The sequence below is a fragment of the Paraburkholderia sp. J63 genome (assembly GCF_905220245.1).
Lineage (GTDB): Bacteria > Pseudomonadota > Gammaproteobacteria > Burkholderiales > Burkholderiaceae > Paraburkholderia.
On the sequence record NZ_CAJMZF010000014.1, the window covers coordinates 112,304 to 130,987 of the forward strand.

The window sequence follows — 18,684 nt, forward strand, 5'->3', positions numbered from 1 at the left end:
CCCTTCAATGGGGGTGCTGAGCGACCGGAACTAGCGATTCAGCCGGCACGGGGTGGGTTGTCACTGCCGGTTGAATGACGTCCGGGTTCAGCGTGCTTTTCGCTGATTCATCTATCTGGTCGGTCACTTCGGTGGCTATTTAGGATTCCTTTTTATGAAAAAAATTGCACTTCCCATGATCGTCGCGGCGTTGGGGCTCGCTGCTTCGGCGGCGCACGCTGCTGGACCCGCGAGCAACGGTGGCATCGTGACCATCAACGGCGAACTGACGTCCAACACCTGCGACGTGAGCGGCAACGGTCAGGGCAACAACTTCACGGTCACGCTGCCGACCCTGTCGGCTTCGGAACTCTCCGCAGCGGGTTCGGTCGCGGGCTCGACGGGCTTCAACATTGCCCTGACGAACTGCACGCCGTCGACGGGCAACGTCCACACGTTCTGGGAATACGGCGCGAACACGCTGAGCGACGGCAACCTGCTGAACAACGGCACCGCGACCAACGTGGAAGTCCAACTGGTCGACTACAACAGCGGCATGAAGACCATCGACGTGAGCAAGGTCGATGGTGGTCAGGGCTCGCAGTCTGTCGCGATCGCGAGCGGCAACGCGAACCTGCAGTACGCAGCGCAGTACATCTCGCCGGTCGGCAGTGCCGGCCCCGGCAGCGTGACGACCAACGTCACCTACTCGATGGTTTACGAGTAATCGGCCGATGCGCGGACGGGAGCGCGCAGGCGCTTTCCGTCCGTCGGGACGTCTCGGGAAGGACTGGCTGTTTCGTGCTCACGACGTCCCACGGCGGGGTGCTCAAGCCGCGTCGCTTTGTGCCGCGTCCGCTTCTTCCTGAGCTGTTCCTGGAGGCATCGACTCCATACCCTGTGTGCCGATGTCTCAACTAGCTGCGCCGCGCGAACCTGCGCAGCGCCATGTCACCGCCTATTAGCTATCTGGTTGAGCATCATGAATCTCCGAAAACTCGTCAGCAGCGCACTTGCCGCGAGCGTGCTGGCTTTGGGTTCGCTGTTGCCTTTCGCGGCACAGGCATCCGTCGTCATCGCGGGTACGCGCGTGATCTATAACGCTGCGGATAGCGAAGTGACGCTCAAGCTGTCCAATGTCGGCAAGTCGCCGGCGCTGACCCAGGTGTGGCTCGACAAGGGCGACCCGAAAGCCGATCCGAGCAAGCTCGATCTGCCCTTTGTGCTGACGCCGCCGCTTGCGCGCATCGATCCGGGCAAGTCGCAGACCATCCGCATCGCCTACACGGGCGAAGCACTGCCGACGGATCGCGAAACCCTCTTGTGGTTCAACATGCTCGAGGTGCCGCCCAAGCCCACGGCAGAGCAGGCTGGCCCGAACTACGTGCAGCTCGCATTCCGCTCGCGCCTGAAATTCTTCTTCCGTCCCGCAGGGCTCCATGGCAAGCCCGACGATGCGCCGGGCAAGCTCACGTGGCACACGGGCGCGCAAAACGGCAAGCCCGCACTGCTGGTGTCGAATCCCACGCCGTATCACGTCACGATCATCGAGGCCCAGGTGGGCGAGGGCCCGCATGCGCCGAAGTTCGATGAAGGCGGCATGGTGGCGCCGGGCGCCCAGCTCGCACTGCCGCTCTCGGCTGCGCCGGGCACAGCCGGCAAAGTCTCGTTCACGACGCTGAACGACTACGGTGGTCCAATCAAGCACGAGGCGGCGTTGCAATGACGTCGCGGCTTGCGGGGGCGTAGGCCAAACCGATTGAAGCTGAGAAGGACTACGAACCTTCGTCAGCCGGACAAAGCGGCATCGGGCGGGGCGTGAATCCCGGCGCGCGTGCACACAACAACATTCGAACACCGCGACGTAGAGGGTCCGTGCGTAGATGGCTGGGCGCATCGGCGGGGCCCCCTATTGTCTGCGAATCCGGCTCACCATGTGTAATCGCAATTCGAAACCCAACTCCAGGCGCCCTCACGCCGATCCCATTCTCTTGAGTCAGGTCGGCGCTGCGGTGCTGCTCGCGTTCACCGCCTCACAGGCGATGGCGGATGGCCTTCCGGTTGGAGGAACTGCCGAGCAGCCGCAGCAGTCGACATCCGCCGATACTTTGCGCTCCAAGGAGCTCATTCCCTCCGACTCGTTACCGGTTCCTGGCGTGATGGGCATGGCGCCTGCGCCGCAACTGCATGCGGACCTCGCGCCGATGAGCGCTGCTGCCTCCTCCATGGCGGCTCCGGCAAAAGCTTCCGTAGGGCAATCCGTGCCGGGGGGGGCCGGGCCTGTAGCAGTCGATGCTGGGCCGGTCGTGCCTGAAGCTCTGGCGGTGGCGCCCGCATCCGCACTGGCGGTGCCCGAGACCGTGGAATTCAACTCGCAGTTCCTGACGGGCAGTAGCGCGGAGAGCACGGACATTTCCCGCTTCGACAAGGGCAATCCCGCGCTGCCGGGCCACTACCGCGCGACACTCTACGTGAACGGTGTGTGGATTGGCGTAACCGACGTCAACCTGTGCGAAGTGGGGGGGGAGAAGCACAACGTCCAGCCGGCCTTCGATCGCGATCTGCTTGCACGAGCGGGAGTCGACATTACGCGACTTTCCGACACGGCACGCGCACAGCTCGACACCGAGGCCAAGGGCGGCCCCGTTGTGCTGCTGCCCAACTTGATCCCGCAGGCGAGCGCGACGTTCGACATGGGCGAGCAGCGGCTCGACGTGAGCATCCCGCAGGCGATGATGAGCCGCAATGCGCGCGGCTGGGTCGATCCGAAATTTTGGGACGACGGTGTGCCGGCGGCGACGTTCCAGTACAACGCCAATGTCTATCACACGAACGGAAGCGGGCTGTCGACCACGCAGGGCTACCTGGGCATGATGGCCGGCATCAACGTCGGCGCCTGGCGCTTCCGCTATAACGGCAACGTCACGACCACCACGGGCGCGGGCACGCACTTCCAGAGCATGCAGACCTATCTGCAGCGCTCGTTTACGCCCATCAAGAGCCAGCTCACACTCGGCGACTCCTACACGGACGGCACGATCTTCGACAGCTTCGGCGTGCGCGGCGTGCAGCTAGGCACGGACGATCGCATGTACCCCGAGTCGCAGCGCGGCTATGCGCCCACGGTGCGCGGGATCGCGAACACCAACGCGAAGGTCGAGGTCCGGCAGAACGGCAACATCATCTATGAAACCACGGTCGCGCCGGGGCCGTTCGAGATCAACGACCTCTATCCGACCGGCTATGGCGGCGACCTCCAGGTCGTCGTGACCGAGGCCGACGGTAGCCAGCGGGTGTCCGTGGTGCCATACGCTGCGCCGGTGAACGCGCTGCGCGAAGGCCGCTGGCGCTACAGCGTCGCGGCTGGCCAGTACCGCAATACGAGCGCGCAAAGTCAGCCGTTCGTTTTCGAGGCGGGCGTGCAGCGCGGTGTCAACAACTTCATCACGCTGTATGGCGGCACGATCGTCGCCGAGAATTACCTGTCCGGCGCGGTGGGCGCGGCGCTCGATACACCCATTGGCGCGTTCGCGGCAGATATCACGCAGGCCAACGCGAATCTGAAAAACCTGCCGAGCCGCAGTGGGCAGAGTTTGCGCATTTCGTACTCGCGCGTCTTCGCGCCCACGGACACCAACGTGACGCTGGCGGCGTATCGCTATTCCACGAGCGGCTTCCTGAGCCTCGCGGACGCGATGAATCTGCGCGACCTCTCGCGACGCGGCATCGACAACACGAACAACGGCATCCAGAAAGGCCGGCTGCAGCTCACGCTCAACCAGAACCTGAATTCGTGGGGTTCGGTCTATGTGTCCGGCTATACGCAGAACTACTGGAACAAGGCGAACCGCGATACCTCGTATCAGGTCGGCTACAACACCAACATCCGCCGCGTGGGTGTGGGCGTTTCGGCTTCGCGCGCTCTAGACGTCGATTCCGGGCGCTGGGATACCCGCATGATGGTGAACTTGAGCATTCCACTCGATCTCGGCGCAAAGATTGCCAATTCGAACACGAGCTACACCCACGATTCGCGCGACAACAGCAACCAGATCCAGGAAACCGTCACGGGTACGGCGGGTGTCGACAATGCGTTCAGCTATGGCGTCACGACCGGCTACACCTCGGGCAACTCGAGCAATGGCAGCATCAGCGCGAACGCAGGCTATCTCAGCCGGTACGCGCAGATGCGCGCGAACGCCGGCTATGGGAACGGCTACACGCAGGCGGGCGCCGGCCTTACTGGCACGATCGTCGCGTACCAGGGCGGTGTGGCCCTTTCGCCGCAGACTGGCGACACGTTCGCGGTCATCGAGGCGAAGGACGCCGCGGGTGCGCGCGTGGCGACCTCGCCGGGCGTGCGCGTGGACTCGCAGGGTCATGCGCTCATCGCGGGCATGCAGCCTTACTCGCTGAACTCGGTCGATATCGACACTAAGGGCCTGCCAATGGGCGTCGAGCTCAAGAGCACGGAGCAGCACTTCGCGCCGACGGCGGGTGCGGTGGTGCGCGTGAAGTTCGACACGGATTACCGCGGCCGCGCGGTGGTGATGCGCCTGCGCCGCCTGAATGGCGATACGGTGCCGTTCGGCGCGGACGTGCTGGACGCGAAGGGCAACAATGTCGGCACGGTAAGCCAGGGCAGCCGGGCGATGTTCTACAGCAAGGACGCGGGCGGCGATCTCACGGTGAAGTGGGGCGAGGGCATCGGGCAGAGTTGCAAGGTGCGCTATTCGCTGCCGGTGGCGCAGAAGGACAAACCGGCACAAACGGTGTTTGCCGATGCGAGTTGCCAATGAGTTGCTGGTTCGCCAATGGCACTCTAAAGATGCGGGAATGCCGCGAATATCGAACGCAAACCGTAAAGAGATCATATGAACATGCGTAGCCTTCAACTGTTACTGGCCATTCTTGTCGCCAACTTGTCGGGGCCGGCATTCGCGGCAGATGCGAATCTGAACTTCACCGGAACGATCCTGCAGCCGTCGTGCGAGATCGACAGCTCGACGGCCAATCAGACGGTGCCGCTGGGAAGTGCGCCAATCATGAATTTCGCTTCGGTTGGCAGTACAAGCAATCCTGCTGCATTTAACCTGAGCCTGGTGAACTGTGCCGCGGGGACGAGCGTGACGATGACCGTGACGGGCACGATGGACACCGTTGCCAGCGTGTTGAAGAACACCGGCTCGGCCACTCAGGTGGGTGTGCAGATCCTGCGTGCCGGCAGCGTGGGCTCAACCACGGGCACGCCGGTCACGCTCAACAGCGCCGTCAATCTTGGCGCGGTGAACGGCACGAACGCAATGACGGTTCCTTTTGTCGCCCAGTTTTACCGGCTCGGCACGCTGACGGCGGGCACCGTGTCAGCGACGGCAACCGTAAATTTCACGTATAACTAAATAAGTGATTCTGCTGAGTCAGTCGTACTTGTGGGCGCGAGCCGTGATTGACTCGCTTTGATGGCCAAGATATGTACACGAAAGGTTTCAATCTGTTTTTCAGGCTGCGCTGCTTGCTTGTTTTGGGTTTTGTCTTCTTTCCGGTGTTTGGGTGGGCCGCGTCTAGTTGCACCGGCGCTGCCAATACCTGGACGTTAACGCTACCTTCTCAGGTGGCTGCGGCGCGAGATTTGCCGAATGGTTCGTTGCTGACCAATTGGGTCAGTTCGCCCGCAACAACCAATTATTGGTCATGTACGCTGAATGTCGCCAATGATGGCGTGATATTCCAGTTTGGAACGTCAGGTATTGTGTCCGGGCAGGCTACGAGCTATACCGCGACGTACAACGGTGTCGCGATAAGGGTATTTCCAACTAACGTTGCCGGAGTGGGAGTCGCGTTGGCCTCCCACTACTATCAGTCCTTCTCTGCCGGCTGTCCGGCCGGTTGGGATTCGTGGGCGACCCTCGGTAGCACCTATACCGGCTGCCAGCAATTGGCTGGTGGTAAGCAGACGGCGTCCGCCGGCGGCCAGATGGCTGCAGCGCTCGTGAAGATCGGCGATATCACGCCGGGAACACTGTCCGGCACCGTGGCTACGTACTATAACTATCCAGTGAACGGTGGAACTAGCGGCGGCACGCAAACTTTCGCTATATCGCCGGTCAATGTCACCTCACTGACCTGCACCACACCCGATGTCAGCGTTCCAATGGGCACGTTCAGGACCACGGACTTTCCGAATGTGGGCTCGCTCTCGCCGAATCCTGCGGGACTCACTATCCAGTTGCTCAATTGCCCGGGTGGCACAGCGGTATCGGGTACGCAGGCTGGGCAGATCCACGGCATCCAGTACCGCATCGATCCGACGAGTGGGACGTTGGCGACCAATGTTGCGGCGCTTACGGGAAGTCCTTCGGCATCGGGCATAGGCATTCAACTCTTCACGTCGTCTGCAAGTGTGTTCCCGCTGTCCACGATGCAGACCTTGAGCGGTTATAACAGCACGAGCGGTGGAAATTACTCGATACCGATGACAGCGCGCTATTACCGCACGGGCACAGTCACCGCGGGTCCCGCCAACACGACGATGACGTTGACCGTGTCGTATCAGTAAGAGAATTGCAAACTGGCCTCGCACCAGGTTGCATGTTGGATAAAAAAATGGCTCACCTAGGTGAGCCATTTTGGCTTCGGTCATTCGCCTTGCGGCTCGCCGTTACCGCACCCGCATTCCCGGCTTCGCGCCGCTATGCGGCTCGAGAATGTAGAGACCCGGTTCGGCCTTCTCGTCGGCGGAAGACGCCGCAAGCACCATGCCTTCGGAAAGCCCGAACTTCATCTTGCGCGGCGCGAGGTTGGCGACCATCACCGTGAGCTTGCCCTTGAGATCCTCGGGCTTGTACGCCGAGCGGATGCCCGAGAACACGTTGCGCGTGCGGCCTTCGCCCACGTCGAGCGTGAGCTGCAGCAGCTTGTCCGAGCCTTCCACGACGTTGCAGTCGACGATCAGCGCCACGCGCAGGTCGATCTTCGCGAAGTCGTCGATGGAGATGACTTCCGGCTCGCCAGGCACCTGCGGCTCGGCCTTCTTCGCTTCTTTCGAGGCCTTCGACTTCTTGCCCGCATCGGCGGCGGCAGTAGCGGGCGCTTCGGTGGCCTGCAGCGAATCGCGGTTCGCGGCGAGCAGCGCTTCGATCTGCTTGGGATCGACGCGCGTCATCAGATGCTTGTACGCATTGATCGGCTGCTGCGACGACAGCGCCTTGCCCGCGTCCGTCCACGTGAGCGGCGCGATGGCGAGGAACTGCTCGACGCCTTCGGCCAGTTGCGGCAGCACCGGCTTGAGCGCGAGCGAAAGCAGGCGGAACGCTTCGAGGCTCACGCTGCACGTTTCATGCAGCGCGACCGCGTTGGCGGGATCCTTCGCGAGCTCCCACGGCTTGGCCGTATCGACGTAGACGTTCACGGCATCGGCGAGCTCCATCGTGTGGCGCAGCGCGCGGCTGTACTCGCGCGCCTCGTAGTTCGCGGCGATCTCGGGAATGGCGGCGCGCAACTGCGCGACGAGCGGATGGTTCATCGCGCTGTCCTGCACGCGGCCCTCGAAGCGCTTGATGAGGAAGCCCGCCGCGCGGCTCGCGATGTTGATGTACTTGCCGACGAGGTCGCTGTTCACGCGCGCCTGGAAGTCTTCGAGGCTCAGGTCGAGGTCTTCCATCGAGCTGTTGAGCTTGGCCGCGAAGTAGTAGCGCAGCCACTCGGGGTTCAGGCCCGTGTCGATATAGCTTTGCGCGGTGATGAAGGTGCCGCGCGACTTCGACATCTTCGCGCCGTCCACCGTGAGGAAGCCGTGCGCGAACACGTTGGTGGGCGTGCGATGGCCCGAGAACTGCAGCATCGCCGGCCAGAACAGCGTGTGGAAGTACAGGATGTCCTTGCCGATGAAGTGGTACTGCTCGGTCTTCGAATCGGCCTTGACCCACGCGTCGAAGTCGAGGCCGCGCTGCTCGCAGAGGTTCTTGAAGCTCGCGTAATAGCCCACGGGCGCGTCGAGCCACACATAGAAGTACTTGCCGGGCGCGCCCGGGATTTCGAAGCCGAAATACGGCGCGTCGCGCGAGATGTCCCAGTCGGCGAGCTTCGACTCGCCTGCGTCGCCAAGCCACTCGCGCATCTTGTTGGTGGCTTCCGGTTGAGCCAGGCCGCTCACCCAGCCGCGCAGGAACTGCTCGCAGCGCGGGTCGGAGAGGCGGAAGAAGTAGTGCGTCGAGGTTTTGCGAACGGGCGTGGCGCCCGAGACCACCGAGTAGGGGTTCTTCAGGTCGGTGGGCGCGTAGGTCGAGCCGCACACTTCGCAACTGTCACCGTACTGGTCCTTCGCGCCGCACTTCGGGCACTCGCCCTTGATGAAGCGGTCCGGCAGGAACATGTTCTTGACCGGGTCGTAGGCCTGCTCGATGTCGCGCGTCTCGATGAGGTCCGCTTCCTTGAGCGCCAGGTACACCGATTCCGAGAGCACGCGGTTCTCTTCGGAGTCCGTCGAGTAGTAGTTGTCGAACGAGACGCCGAAGCTGTCGAAGTCGCGCTTGTGCTCCTGCCAGACGCGCGCGATCAGTTGCTGCGGCGTGAGGCCTTCCTTCTCGGCGCGCAGCATGACGGGCGTGCCGTGGGTATCGTCGGCACCGACGTAATAGACCTCGTGGCCATGCATTCGCAGCGCGCGAACCCAGATGTCCGTCTGAATGTACTCGACCAGATGGCCGATGTGGATCTGCCCGTTTGCATAGGGCAGGGCAGACGTGACGAGGATCTGGCGGCGGCTGCCTGGGGCGGCACTTGGCGTGGCAGGCGCGCCGGCTGCAACGAGGTCGGTGGCGGGTGCTGACATAGGTGAGGGGGTTCCGGTGATGCGGGAGGTCGAAACGGCAATTTTAGCAGGGTGGGCGGGCGGCGCGTTTGCGCCACCGGGCGCGGCGGATCGCGGTGGGCGAGTGCGGAGCGGCGTTGAGGTCCGCGGCTTTGGTGTCCGCGCGTACCGGCAAGATCGCTGCGGGAATCTCACGCCAAATCGCAGGCAAAAAAAACCGGGGCAGGATGGCCCCGGAGCAACAACGACAAGAGGAGAATGGTGACGCCGCGGCATGACCGCGCGCGTACCGTAAAGAAAGACAGCGGAGTGGAAAGAGAGTTCGAAAATTTTTTCGATTCGCTGATTCCGCGGGTTGGCCAGGTTTTGGCGCCGACTGGTTGCATCGAGCCCGTCGCCGCGCATCGGGTGCCGATCTGCGCCGGCCCAAAACACGAGCGGGACGGCTTTGCAGCCGTCCCGCTCGTCCTGTCGCTGTTTTCACGGCGCCACGCACGTTGCTGCAAGCCATATGTCCGGCTTGCGGCAACCTGCGGCGCCGCCTTCAGCGTTTAGCCCCCTTGATGCTGCGCCGTCGCGCGCAGATAGATTTCCACGCGGCGGTTTGCGGTGCGGCCGGCTTCGGTGCTGTTGTCGGCGATCGGCTGGGTGTCGCCGCGGCCTTCGGCTGCCATGCGCTGCATCGGGATGCCGCGCGACGCGAGATAGTTGACCACGCTCTGCGCGCGGTTGACCGAGAGCGTCTGGTTGTACGCCGGCTGGCCCGTGTTATCCGTATGGCCGACCACTTGCGCGACCACTTCCGGGTTCTGCTGCAGCGTCTGCGCGACCTGGTCGAGCACCGGCGCGAACGACGGCTTGATCGCGTAGCTGTTGGTGTCGAAGGTCACGTTGCTCGGAATGTTGAGCTTGAGCGAGCCATCGGGCTGCTCGGTGATCTGCGTGCCCGTGCCCTTGGTGGCGCCCGAGAGCTTGTTGTGGATCGCCTGCCAGTTGTAGCCGGTGATGCCGCCGACCAGCGCGCCTGCACCCGCGCCGATCGCCGCGCCCTTGCCGCCGCCGAAGATCGCGCCGATCGCGGCGCCCGTGCCCGCGCCGACGCCGGTGCCGACAGCCGTGTTGGTGCCCTGCTGGGTCGCACAACCGGCGACGAGCGCACCGGCGATGGCGAAGACGGACAGGCGGGTCAAGGTTCTTGTGTTCATTTTTCAATCCTCTCTTGAGTGGAACGTGACGGCTGCTTGCGCCGTCCGCAGGCCCCGACTGGGTTCAGGGTCTTCGGACGGCGCGCGGCTGCAACTACTACAATGACGACTTGGGCGCTTGCGCGAGTCGTTGGAATCGTTGGGCACCCGTTGGGCAACTTGTGTGGACCGTCGCCCGGCGACGGCTTGACAAGTGCTTCTTCGGTGCAACAAGGGCCGCTGCCGCGAAGCGTGCCTTGCCGCGGGGATTTGCGCAATCCAGCTTAACAATTTCTTGCGATTTCCGGCGCAGACATGACACCGTGCGGTATGCCGGGCCATGTGGGCGCCGGCGCATTCCTGGAGACGGAGTTTCAATGAGCATAGATCGGGCATTGGTCGACGCCGCGCTGGCGGCCCTTACGGATCCGAACACGGACCGGCCGTACGCGGCGGCCAAAGGCGTGCGCAACGTAGCGATCGACGGCGACACCGTGAACGTCGAGATCGTGCTCGGCTATCCGGCGAAGAGCCAGTACGACGTGATCCGCGCGCAGGTGGAAGGCGCGCTCGCCGCGGTGCCCGGGGTCCGGTCGAGCCGGGTCGCGGTGCGCCACGAAGTGGCCGCGCACACGGTGCAGCGCGGCGTGAAGCTGCTGCCGAACGTGAAGAACATCGTCGCCGTGGCCTCGGGCAAGGGCGGCGTCGGCAAGAGCACGACCGCCGTGAACCTCGCGCTCGCGCTGGCGGCCGAGGGCGCCTCGGTCGGCGTGCTCGACGCCGACATCTACGGTCCGTCGCTGCCGATGATGCTCGGCATCGAGGGCCGCCCCGAATCGCCCGACGGCCAGTCGATGAACCCGCTCGAAGGGCACGGCGTGCAGGCCAACTCGATCGGCTTTTTGATCGAGCAGGACAACCCGATGGTCTGGCGCGGCCCGATGGCCACCTCGGCGCTCGAGCAACTGCTGCGTCAGACGAATTGGCGCGAGCTCGACTATCTCGTGGTGGACATGCCGCCGGGCACGGGCGACATCCAGCTCACGCTCTCGCAGCGCGTGCCCGTGACGGGCGCCGTGATCGTGACGACGCCGCAGGACATCGCGCTGCTCGACGCGAAGAAGGGCCTCAAGATGTTCGAGAAGGTGGGCATTCCGATCCTCGGCATCGTCGAGAACATGGCCGTGCATGTCTGCTCGAATTGCGGTCACGCCGAGCACATCTTCGGCGCGGGCGGCGGCGAGCGCATGGCGAAGGAATACGGCGTCGAGGTGCTCGGCAGCCTGCCGCTCGACATCGGCATTCGCGAGCAGGCCGACTCGGGCCATCCGACCGTGGTGGCCGACCCCGCCGGCGCCGTGGCTGCGACTTACAAGGCGATTGCCCGCCGCATCGCGGTGCAGATCGCCGAGCGCGCGCGCGACATGAGCTCGAAGTTCCCGACCATCGTCGTGCAGAACACCTGAGCGCTTGAGCGGCGCTGGCGGCCCCGCCTGACCCGATGCCGCGCGGCGCCCCGGTGTCGCACCCCGTGCGCCTTGCTGCGCAAGGCTCGCGGCGGGCGACGCGGCGCTCACGCGGGGCACGCGCCTGGCCCGCTGCGCGGTATCATGTGGCCTTCAAGGGTCCGGATCGACGGTCGCAGGGGCGGCCGCGCGCGGACATGAGGATCGCATGGGTAAAGGAATCGACAGGGGCGAGAGCAGGCTGGCGGGCAACGCCGTCGTGCTGGCCGTGGCCGCGTGCATGCTGCTGGCCGGCTGCACGAGCTTCATGGGCCAGCAGGACAAGCGCGCGCTCGCGCAGGTCTTGCCTACCGTCGGCAACCAGGTGCGGGGCACGGTGTCGTTCGTCGAGCGCTCGGACGGCGTGCAGGTGAGCTACAACCTCGCCGGCCTGCCACCCGACAGCGACCATGCCATTCAGGTTCACGAGCGCGGCGACTGCAATGCCGCCGATGCGTCCAGCGCGGGCGCCGTTTTCGCGCCCGCGGCCGACCGCCTGAAGCCGGGCGCGCGCGTGGAGGGCGATCTCGGCAACATCCATGCGGATTCCAACGGCGTCGCCACCGGCTTCATCGTCGCGCCCGATGTCTCGCTCGACGGCGTGCGCTCGGTGCTGCAGCGCGCGGTGCTCGTGCATCACGACGCCATCGACCCCTATGCGTATCCGGCGCGCGGCACCGGCCCGGCGATGGCCTGCGGCGTGATCAAGGCGCAGTAATGCGCACGCGAGCCGCCTGTGTCGCGTGTACGTGAGACCGGCGCGAGCGCATTCGATGTGCTCTTCGCGTGCACTTCCAGGCACGCTGATCCACATCGCGTAAAATAGGCGCCTTTCGAAGGGGCCTGCCTTGTGGTGCATGCCTGGTGGACCAACCCGCTGGCCCTTTCCGGCCGTCTCCTTTTTCGTTCCCCGTTTTTTACTGGACCGTAGCGCAACATGGCAATCAAATCCGACAAATGGATCCGGCGCATGGCCGAAGAGCATCAGATGATCGAGCCGTTCGTGCGCGACCAGGTCCGCATGTCGGAAGACGGCCGCAAGATCGTGAGCTACGGCACCTCGAGCTACGGCTACGACATCCGCTGCGCCGACGAATTCAAGATCTTCACGAACATCAATTCGACCATCGTCGACCCGAAGAACTTCGACGAAAAGTCGTTCGTGGACTTCAAGGGCGACGTCTGCATCATCCCGCCCAATTCGTTCGCGCTCGCGCGCACGGTCGAGTATTTCCGCATTCCGCGCAAGGTCCTGACCGTGTGTCTGGGCAAGTCCACCTATGCGCGCTGCGGAATCATCGTGAACGTCACGCCGTTCGAGCCCGAGTGGGAGGGCTATGTGACGCTCGAATTCTCGAATACGACACCTTTGCCTGCCAAAATCTACGCGAACGAAGGCGTCGCGCAGGTGCTCTTCTTTGAGAGCGACGAGGTCTGCGAAGTGTCTTACGCGGATCGCGGCGGCAAATATCAAGGCCAGCACGGCGTCACACTGCCGAAGACCTGACGTTCGAGCGCACTAACCCACCGGACATACGACATACGGGGACCGCTGCGCATTACACGCAGCGGTCGTTTCTTTTGGAGAATTCGCCCATGAAGTTTCGTTTTCCCGTCGTCATCATTGACGAAGACTTTCGCTCCGAGAACATCTCGGGTTCCGGCATCCGGGCACTCGCCGAAGCCATCGAGAAAGAGGGCGCGGAAGTCCTCGGGCTGACGAGCTACGGCGACCTCACGTCGTTCGCGCAGCAGTCGAGCCGCGCGGCCTGCTTCATCCTCTCGATCGACGACGACGAACTGCTGCCCTACGTGGAAGGCGCGGACGGCGAAGCGCCCGAGCACGCGCCCGCGATCGTCGCGCTGCGCGCGTTCGTGGACGCGGTGCGCAAGCGCAACGCCGACATCCCCATCTTCCTGTACGGCGAAACGCGCACCTCGCGCCATCTGCCCAACGACATCCTGCGCGAGCTGCACGGCTTCATCCACATGTTCGAGGACACGCCCGAGTTCGTCGCGCGCCATGTGATTCGCGAGGCGCGCGTGTATCTGGACGCGCTCGCGCCGCCGTTCTTCAAGGAGCTCGTCAAGTACGCCGACGAAGGCTCGTACTCGTGGCACTGCCCCGGTCACTCGGGCGGCGTGGCGTTCCTGAAGAACCCGCTCGGCCAGATGTTCCACCAGTTCTTCGGCGAGAACATGCTGCGCGCCGACGTCTGCAACGCGGTCGAGGAACTCGGCCAGCTGCTCGATCACACGGGTCCCGTGGCGGCTTCCGAGCGCAACGCCGCGCGCATCTTCAGCGCCGACCACGTGTTCTTCGTGACCAACGGCACCTCCACGTCGAACAAGATCGTCTGGCACGCGACCGTCGCGCCCGGCGACATCGTGCTGGTCGACCGCAACTGCCACAAGTCGATCCTGCATTCGATCATGATGACGGGTGCGATCCCCGTGTTCCTCACGCCGACGCGCAACAACTTCGGCATCATCGGACCGATTCCGCGCGACGAGTTCAAGCCCGAGAACATTCGCAAGAAGATCGAGGCGAATCCGTTCGCGCGTGAAGCGCTCGCGAAGAATCCGAACGCGAAGCCGCGCATTCTCACGATCACGCAGAGCACCTATGACGGCGTGGTCTACAACGTCGAGATGATCAAGGACCTGCTCGGCGATATGCTCGACACGCTGCACTTCGACGAAGCCTGGCTGCCGCACGCCGAGTTCCACGAGTTCTACCAGGACATGCACGCCATTGGCGCGGGGCGTCCGCGCACCAAGGCGCTCGTGTTCGCGACGCACTCGACGCACAAGCTGCTCGCCGGCATCTCGCAGGCTTCGCAGATCGTCGTGCAGGACAGCGAGGACAGTGTGTTCGACCGTCACCGCTTCAATGAGGCGTATCTGATGCATACGTCCACGAGCCCCCAGTACGCGATCATCGCGTCGTGCGACGTGGCCGCGGCGATGATGGAAGCGCCGGGCGGCCCCGCGCTCGTCGAAGAGTCGATCGCCGAGGCGCTCGACTTCCGCCGCGCGATGCGCAAGGTGGACGCCGAGTACGGCGACGACTGGTTCTTCAAGGTCTGGGGCCCCGACGATCTGGCCGAGGAAGGCATCGGCTCGCGCGAAGACTGGATGCTGCGGCCGAACGACCGCTGGCACGGCTTCGGCGCGCTCGCCGAGGGCTTCAACATGCTCGACCCGATCAAGGCGACGATCGTCACGCCGGGGCTGGACGTGGAAGGCGACTTCGGCGAGACCGGCATTCCCGCGGCCATCGTCACGAAGTACCTGGCCGAGCACGGCATCATCGTGGAGAAGACGGGCCTCTACTCGTTCTTCATCATGTTCACGATTGGCATCACCAAAGGCCGCTGGAACTCGATGGTCACGGAGCTCCAGCAGTTCAAGGACGATTACGACAACAACCAGCCGCTCTGGCGCGTGCTGCCCGAGTTCGTCGCGCAGCATCCGATGTACGAGCGCGTGGGCCTGCGCGACCTGTGCCAGCAGATCCACAGCGTCTACCGCGCCAACGACATCGCGCGCCTCACGACCGAGATGTACCTCTCGGACATGGAGCCGGCGATGAAGCCGTCCGACGCGTTCGCGAAGCTCGCGCACCGCGAGATCGACCGCGTGCCCATCGACGAGCTCGAAGGCCGCGTCACGTCGATCCTGCTCACGCCTTACCCGCCGGGCATTCCGCTCTTGATTCCGGGCGAGCGCTTCAACAAGACGATCGTGAACTACCTGAAGTTCGCGCGCGAATTCAACGAGCGCTTCCCGGGCTTTCACACCGACATCCACGGACTCGTGGGCGAGACCATCAACGGCCGCATCGAGTATTTCGTGGATTGCGTGCGCGCCTGAGCGTGGGGTCGAGCGGCATGACGGTGCGGATTCTGCGTTCTTTCGTGACGGCGCTGGCGACGGCGGCGGCTCTCTGCATGGCGTTGGCGGCCGCTGCGCCGGCGGCGCATGCCGAGGTGGCGGCCGCCGACCCGATCGATGCGGGCATGCGCACGTGTCTCGCGCGCGCGGACCGCTCCTCGACCGCGGGCCAGATCCAGTGCATGGACGAGGCCCGCACCGCGTGGCGCAGCGCCTCCGAGGCGGCGCTCGCGCAACTGATCGCGAAGCTGCCGGCGGCGCAGCAAAAGCGCTGGCGCACGAGCCAGGAAAAGTGGGCGGCATGGCGCGATGCCGAGGACACGATGCTGGGCGCGGCCTTCGCGACGACGAGCGGCTCGACCTATCAGCTCTACGAAGCGGACATGCGTCTGCAGCCGGTGCGCGACCGCGCGCTTTCGCTGCGCGGCCAGGCCGCGGCGGTTTCGGGCGACGCGCCGCAGCGCGTGCGGCCTTGCAGCGCCGACGCGCACTGCGAGCACGTGAGCTACGACCTCAATCGCTACTACCGCAAGCTCTATGCGCGCATGCCCGTGCACTCGCGGCCCGTGCTCGTGCGCGCGCAAAGCGCGTGGCGCGCGTATCGCGACGCGACCACGCCGCTCATCGACGAGCATGCGCGTCTCGATCTGCTCGGGGCGCGGCTCGCGACGCTCAAGCGTTTGTCGGAGACGGTCAATAACCGGTGACGGGCCGCCGACGGGGCGGCGATGATTCGCGCGGCGGCATGATCGGAAAGCAGGCGCCCGGACACCGGGCGCCTGTTTCGTTTTCAGCCGGAGATCAGTCGTAGATGAACTGCTCGGGCGCGCGCTGGGGCAGCGTGGTGGGGTCGCCGAGCAGGTCGTGCAACGCGATCTCGATGCCCGCCGACAGCGTGTTGAGCGCGAGGTCGTTGTCTTCGGTGCCGAACGGGTCTTCGAGCTGCGAGGCGATCGCTTCGTGCGCCATGAACGCATAGGCCACGAACACCGCGAAGATCGGCGTGAGCGCGCCGATGCTGTCGACGAGCCCGAACGGCAGCAGCGCGCAGAAGAAGTAGACGGTGCGATGAATCATCACCGTATAGGCGAACGGCAGCGGCGTGGAGACGATGCGCTCGCAGCCGCCGATCACATCGGACAGGCCGTTGAAATTGCGCTCGAAGGCGAGCACCGCGTAACTGTCGACGCGGCCCGCGCGCGCTTCGCTGCGCAGCCATTCGGAGGCGCACAGCAACAGCGTGGCGGGGCGATAGCGCGAGGCCATCGCGCGCTCCACCACCTCGCGCGGCAGGCGCGCTTCGAGATCCGCGCGCGGGTCGGTGCGGCGCAGCTGGTGGCGCAGCGCGTGCGGCAGCGTGCAGAGCAGTTCGGCGAACGGGCGCACGTGCGCGCGCGGGTCGTCGCTTTGCACGAGCGTGAGCGACTCGCGCACGAGCGAGCGCGTCTCGTTGAGCATTTGCCCCCAGAGCTTGCGGCCTTCCCAGTAGCGGTCGTAGCTCGCGCTGTTGCGAAAGCCGAGGAACACCGCGAGCGCGATGCCGATCAGCGAGAACGGCACCGTGCTCAGGTTGACCGTGAGCTTGAGGATGTGATCGTGGGCGGCGACGGCCACGATTGAGATCGCCAGCACGAGCATGAGGCGCGGCAGGAGCTGCGGCAGCACGGAGCCGCGCCACGCGAGCAGCATGCGGAACCAGTGGAGGTGAGGGCGGACGATCATCGGCGTGGGGGAATCGGGGCTGGGTGGGCGAAACCGGGGCGGTCGGGGCGGGACCGAACGCGCCAGGCGGCCAGGCAAAACGGGCGCGCGACGGTGTCCGTCGCGCGCCCGCCTTATGGTTGCTTCACGATGGCTCGGGACGAGCCCGCCGCGCTTATTTGAGCGCCGCGCGCGCCGCCGCGATGGCCGCGCGAACCTGCTCCGGCGCGGTGCCGCCCGCATGGTTGCGCGCCGACACCGAGCCTTCGAGCGTCAGCACTTCGAACACGTCCTCGGCCAGCAGCTGCGAGACCGCCGGCAGCTCGCGGCGCATCTCGTCGAGCGTGAGATCGGCGAGATCGCAGTTGCGGTCCACGCAGATGCGCACCGCGTGCGCGACCGCTTCGTGCGCGTCGCGGAACGGCAGACCCTTCTTCACGAGGTAGTCGGCGAGGTCGGTGGCCGTCGAGAAGCCTTGCAGCGCGGCCGCGCGCATCGCCTGCTCCTTGACCGTGATACCCGCGACCATCTCCGCGAAGATGCGCAGCGTGTCGGCGACCGTATCGACGGTGTCGAACAGCGGCTCCTTGTCTTCCTGGTTGTCCTTGTTGTACGCGAGCGGCTGGCCCTTCATCAGCGTGAGGAGCGCCATCAGATGGCCGTTTACGCGGCCGGTCTTGCCGCGCGCGAGCTCGGGCACGTCCGGGTTCTTCTTCTGCGGCATGATCGACGAGCCCGTGCAGAAGCGGTCGGCGATGTCGATGAAGCCCACGCGAGGGCTCATCCACAGCACGAGTTCTTCCGAGAAGCGCGAGACGTGCGTCATCACGAGCGCCGCGGCGGCCGTGAATTCGATTGCGAAGTCGCGGTCGGAGACGGCGTCGAGCGAGTTCGTGCAGATGCCGTCGAAGCCCAGCGTCTTCGCTACGGCGAAGCGGTCGATCGGGTAGCTCGTGCCCGCGAGCGCCGCCGCGCCGAGCGGCAGGCGGTTCACACGCTTGCGGCAGTCGGCCATGCGCTCGGCGTCGCGCGTAAACATCTCCACGTAGGCGAGCAGGTGATGGCCGAAGGTGACCGGCTGCGCCACCTGCAGGTGCGTGAAGCCGGGCATGATCGTGCCCGCGTGTTGCCCGGCGAGGTCGAGCAGCGCGCCGCGCAGGTCGCCGATCAGACCGCCGATGCGGTCGATCTCGCCGCGCAGCCACAGGCGGATGTCGGTGGCGACCTGGTCGTTGCGCGAGCGGCCCGTGTGCAGGCGCTTGCCCGCGTCGCCGATCAGCGCGGTCAGGCGCGCCTCGATGTTCAGGTGGACGTCTTCGAGATCGAGCTTCCACTCGAATTCGCCGCGCTCGATCTCGCCCTTGATTTGCGCCATGCCACCCTGGATGGCGGCGAGGTCGTCGGCGGAGATGATCTTCTGTGCGGCCAGCATCGACGCGTGCGCGAGCGAGCCCTCGATATCGACGAGCGCGAGGCGCTTGTCGAAGAAGACCGACGACGTATAGCGTTTGACCAGCTCCGACATGGGCTCGGAGAAGCGAGCCGACCAGGCTTCGCCTTTTTTGTGCAGTTGGGACGTCATGGTGATGGGCGTGAACGAGCGTGAAAG

The 18,684-nt window shown here is 64.9% G+C and carries 14 protein-coding genes; 10 read left to right on the forward strand and 4 right to left on the reverse strand.

Annotated features, from left to right (window positions below):
* Window positions 1–154 precede the first annotated feature (154 nt).
* The 5 genes from U5775_RS17505 (at window position 155) to U5775_RS17525 (ending at window position 6,535) form a co-directional block, all read left to right on the forward strand.
* Entirely contained in the window at window positions 155–706 is a 552-nt protein-coding gene (locus U5775_RS17505) for a fimbrial protein (RefSeq protein WP_322059341.1), read from the forward strand.
* Window positions 707–961: 255 nt separating this feature from the next.
* Window positions 962–1,705 (forward strand): fimbria/pilus periplasmic chaperone, encoded by a 744-nt coding sequence (locus U5775_RS17510; RefSeq protein ID WP_322059342.1) that lies wholly within the window; start codon window positions 962–964, stop codon window positions 1,703–1,705.
* Window positions 1,706–2,285: 580 nt separating this feature from the next.
* Window positions 2,286–4,778: a fimbria/pilus outer membrane usher protein gene (locus U5775_RS17515; protein WP_322059343.1), complete on the forward strand. Its 2,493-nt coding sequence runs from the start codon at window positions 2,286–2,288 to the stop codon at window positions 4,776–4,778.
* Window positions 4,779–4,853: 75 nt separating this feature from the next.
* Window positions 4,854–5,378 (forward strand): fimbrial protein, encoded by a 525-nt coding sequence (locus U5775_RS17520; RefSeq protein ID WP_322059344.1) that lies wholly within the window; start codon window positions 4,854–4,856, stop codon window positions 5,376–5,378.
* 71 nt (window positions 5,379–5,449) lie between these two features.
* A complete protein-coding gene (locus tag U5775_RS17525) occupies window positions 5,450–6,535 on the forward strand; it encodes a fimbrial protein (RefSeq protein ID WP_322059345.1) in 1,086 nt (361 codons plus the stop codon).
* Window positions 6,536–6,637: 102 nt separating this feature from the next.
* Here U5775_RS17525 and metG read toward each other — a convergent pair whose 3' ends face one another.
* Window positions 6,638–8,809, reverse strand: a complete 2,172-nt coding sequence (gene metG / locus U5775_RS17530; protein WP_322059346.1) for a methionine--tRNA ligase — start codon at window positions 8,807–8,809, stop codon at window positions 6,638–6,640.
* Between the two features lie 530 nt (window positions 8,810–9,339).
* Complete coding sequence (locus tag U5775_RS17535; RefSeq protein WP_322059347.1) at window positions 9,340–9,993, reverse strand: OmpA family protein; 654 nt, start codon at window positions 9,991–9,993, stop codon at window positions 9,340–9,342.
* A gap of 356 nt (window positions 9,994–10,349) precedes the next feature.
* Between U5775_RS17535 and apbC the strand changes: the two genes are divergently transcribed.
* The 5 genes from apbC (at window position 10,350) to U5775_RS17560 (ending at window position 16,081) form a co-directional block, all read left to right on the forward strand.
* Complete coding sequence (gene apbC / locus U5775_RS17540; protein WP_322059348.1) at window positions 10,350–11,438, forward strand: iron-sulfur cluster carrier protein ApbC; 1,089 nt, start codon at window positions 10,350–10,352, stop codon at window positions 11,436–11,438.
* A gap of 208 nt (window positions 11,439–11,646) precedes the next feature.
* Entirely contained in the window at window positions 11,647–12,195 is a 549-nt protein-coding gene (locus U5775_RS17545) for a superoxide dismutase family protein (RefSeq protein ID WP_322059349.1), read from the forward strand.
* A 219-nt stretch (window positions 12,196–12,414) separates the two neighbouring features.
* Entirely contained in the window at window positions 12,415–12,984 is a 570-nt protein-coding gene (dcd, locus tag U5775_RS17550; protein WP_322059350.1) for a dCTP deaminase, read from the forward strand.
* Window positions 12,985–13,073: 89 nt separating this feature from the next.
* On the forward strand, window positions 13,074–15,353 hold the full coding sequence (locus U5775_RS17555; protein ID WP_322059351.1) for an arginine/lysine/ornithine decarboxylase: 2,280 nt from the start codon (window positions 13,074–13,076) through the stop codon (window positions 15,351–15,353).
* A 17-nt stretch (window positions 15,354–15,370) separates the two neighbouring features.
* The gene (locus tag U5775_RS17560; RefSeq protein ID WP_415913596.1) at window positions 15,371–16,081 is read left to right on the forward strand and encodes a lysozyme inhibitor LprI family protein; all 711 of its coding nucleotides are present in this window, start codon (window positions 15,371–15,373) and stop codon (window positions 16,079–16,081) included.
* Between the two features lie 94 nt (window positions 16,082–16,175).
* Here U5775_RS17560 and U5775_RS17565 read toward each other — a convergent pair whose 3' ends face one another.
* Both U5775_RS17565 and argH read right to left on the reverse strand, forming a co-directional pair.
* Window positions 16,176–17,096, reverse strand: a complete 921-nt coding sequence (locus U5775_RS17565) for a bestrophin family protein (protein ID WP_322059352.1) — start codon at window positions 17,094–17,096, stop codon at window positions 16,176–16,178.
* A 154-nt stretch (window positions 17,097–17,250) separates the two neighbouring features.
* On the reverse strand, window positions 17,251–18,657 hold the full coding sequence (argH, locus tag U5775_RS17570; RefSeq protein WP_322059353.1) for an argininosuccinate lyase: 1,407 nt from the start codon (window positions 18,655–18,657) through the stop codon (window positions 17,251–17,253).
* Between the last annotated feature and the right edge of the window lie 27 nt (window positions 18,658–18,684).

Bases quoted from the DNA above. Each gene is read 5' to 3' on its own strand.
- U5775_RS17505 (WP_322059341.1), top strand. From the start codon at position 155: ATGAAAAAAATTGCACTTCCCATGATCGTCGCGGCGTTGGGGCTCGCT.
- U5775_RS17510 (WP_322059342.1), top strand. From the start codon at position 962: ATGAATCTCCGAAAACTCGTCAGCAGCGCACTTGCCGCGAGCGTGCTG.
- U5775_RS17520 (WP_322059344.1), top strand. From the start codon at position 4,854: ATGAACATGCGTAGCCTTCAACTGTTACTGGCCATTCTTGTCGCCAAC.
- U5775_RS17525 (WP_322059345.1), top strand. From the start codon at position 5,450: ATGTACACGAAAGGTTTCAATCTGTTTTTCAGGCTGCGCTGCTTGCTT.
- metG (WP_322059346.1), bottom strand. From the start codon at position 8,809: ATGTCAGCACCCGCCACCGACCTCGTTGCAGCCGGCGCGCCTGCCACG.
- U5775_RS17535 (WP_322059347.1), bottom strand. From the start codon at position 9,993: ATGAACACAAGAACCTTGACCCGCCTGTCCGTCTTCGCCATCGCCGGT.
- apbC (WP_322059348.1), top strand. From the start codon at position 10,350: ATGAGCATAGATCGGGCATTGGTCGACGCCGCGCTGGCGGCCCTTACG.
- U5775_RS17545 (WP_322059349.1), top strand. From the start codon at position 11,647: ATGGGTAAAGGAATCGACAGGGGCGAGAGCAGGCTGGCGGGCAACGCC.
- dcd (WP_322059350.1), top strand. From the start codon at position 12,415: ATGGCAATCAAATCCGACAAATGGATCCGGCGCATGGCCGAAGAGCAT.
- U5775_RS17555 (WP_322059351.1), top strand. From the start codon at position 13,074: ATGAAGTTTCGTTTTCCCGTCGTCATCATTGACGAAGACTTTCGCTCC.
- U5775_RS17560 (WP_415913596.1), top strand. From the start codon at position 15,371: ATGACGGTGCGGATTCTGCGTTCTTTCGTGACGGCGCTGGCGACGGCG.
- U5775_RS17565 (WP_322059352.1), bottom strand. From the start codon at position 17,096: ATGATCGTCCGCCCTCACCTCCACTGGTTCCGCATGCTGCTCGCGTGG.
- argH (WP_322059353.1), bottom strand. From the start codon at position 18,657: ATGACGTCCCAACTGCACAAAAAAGGCGAAGCCTGGTCGGCTCGCTTC.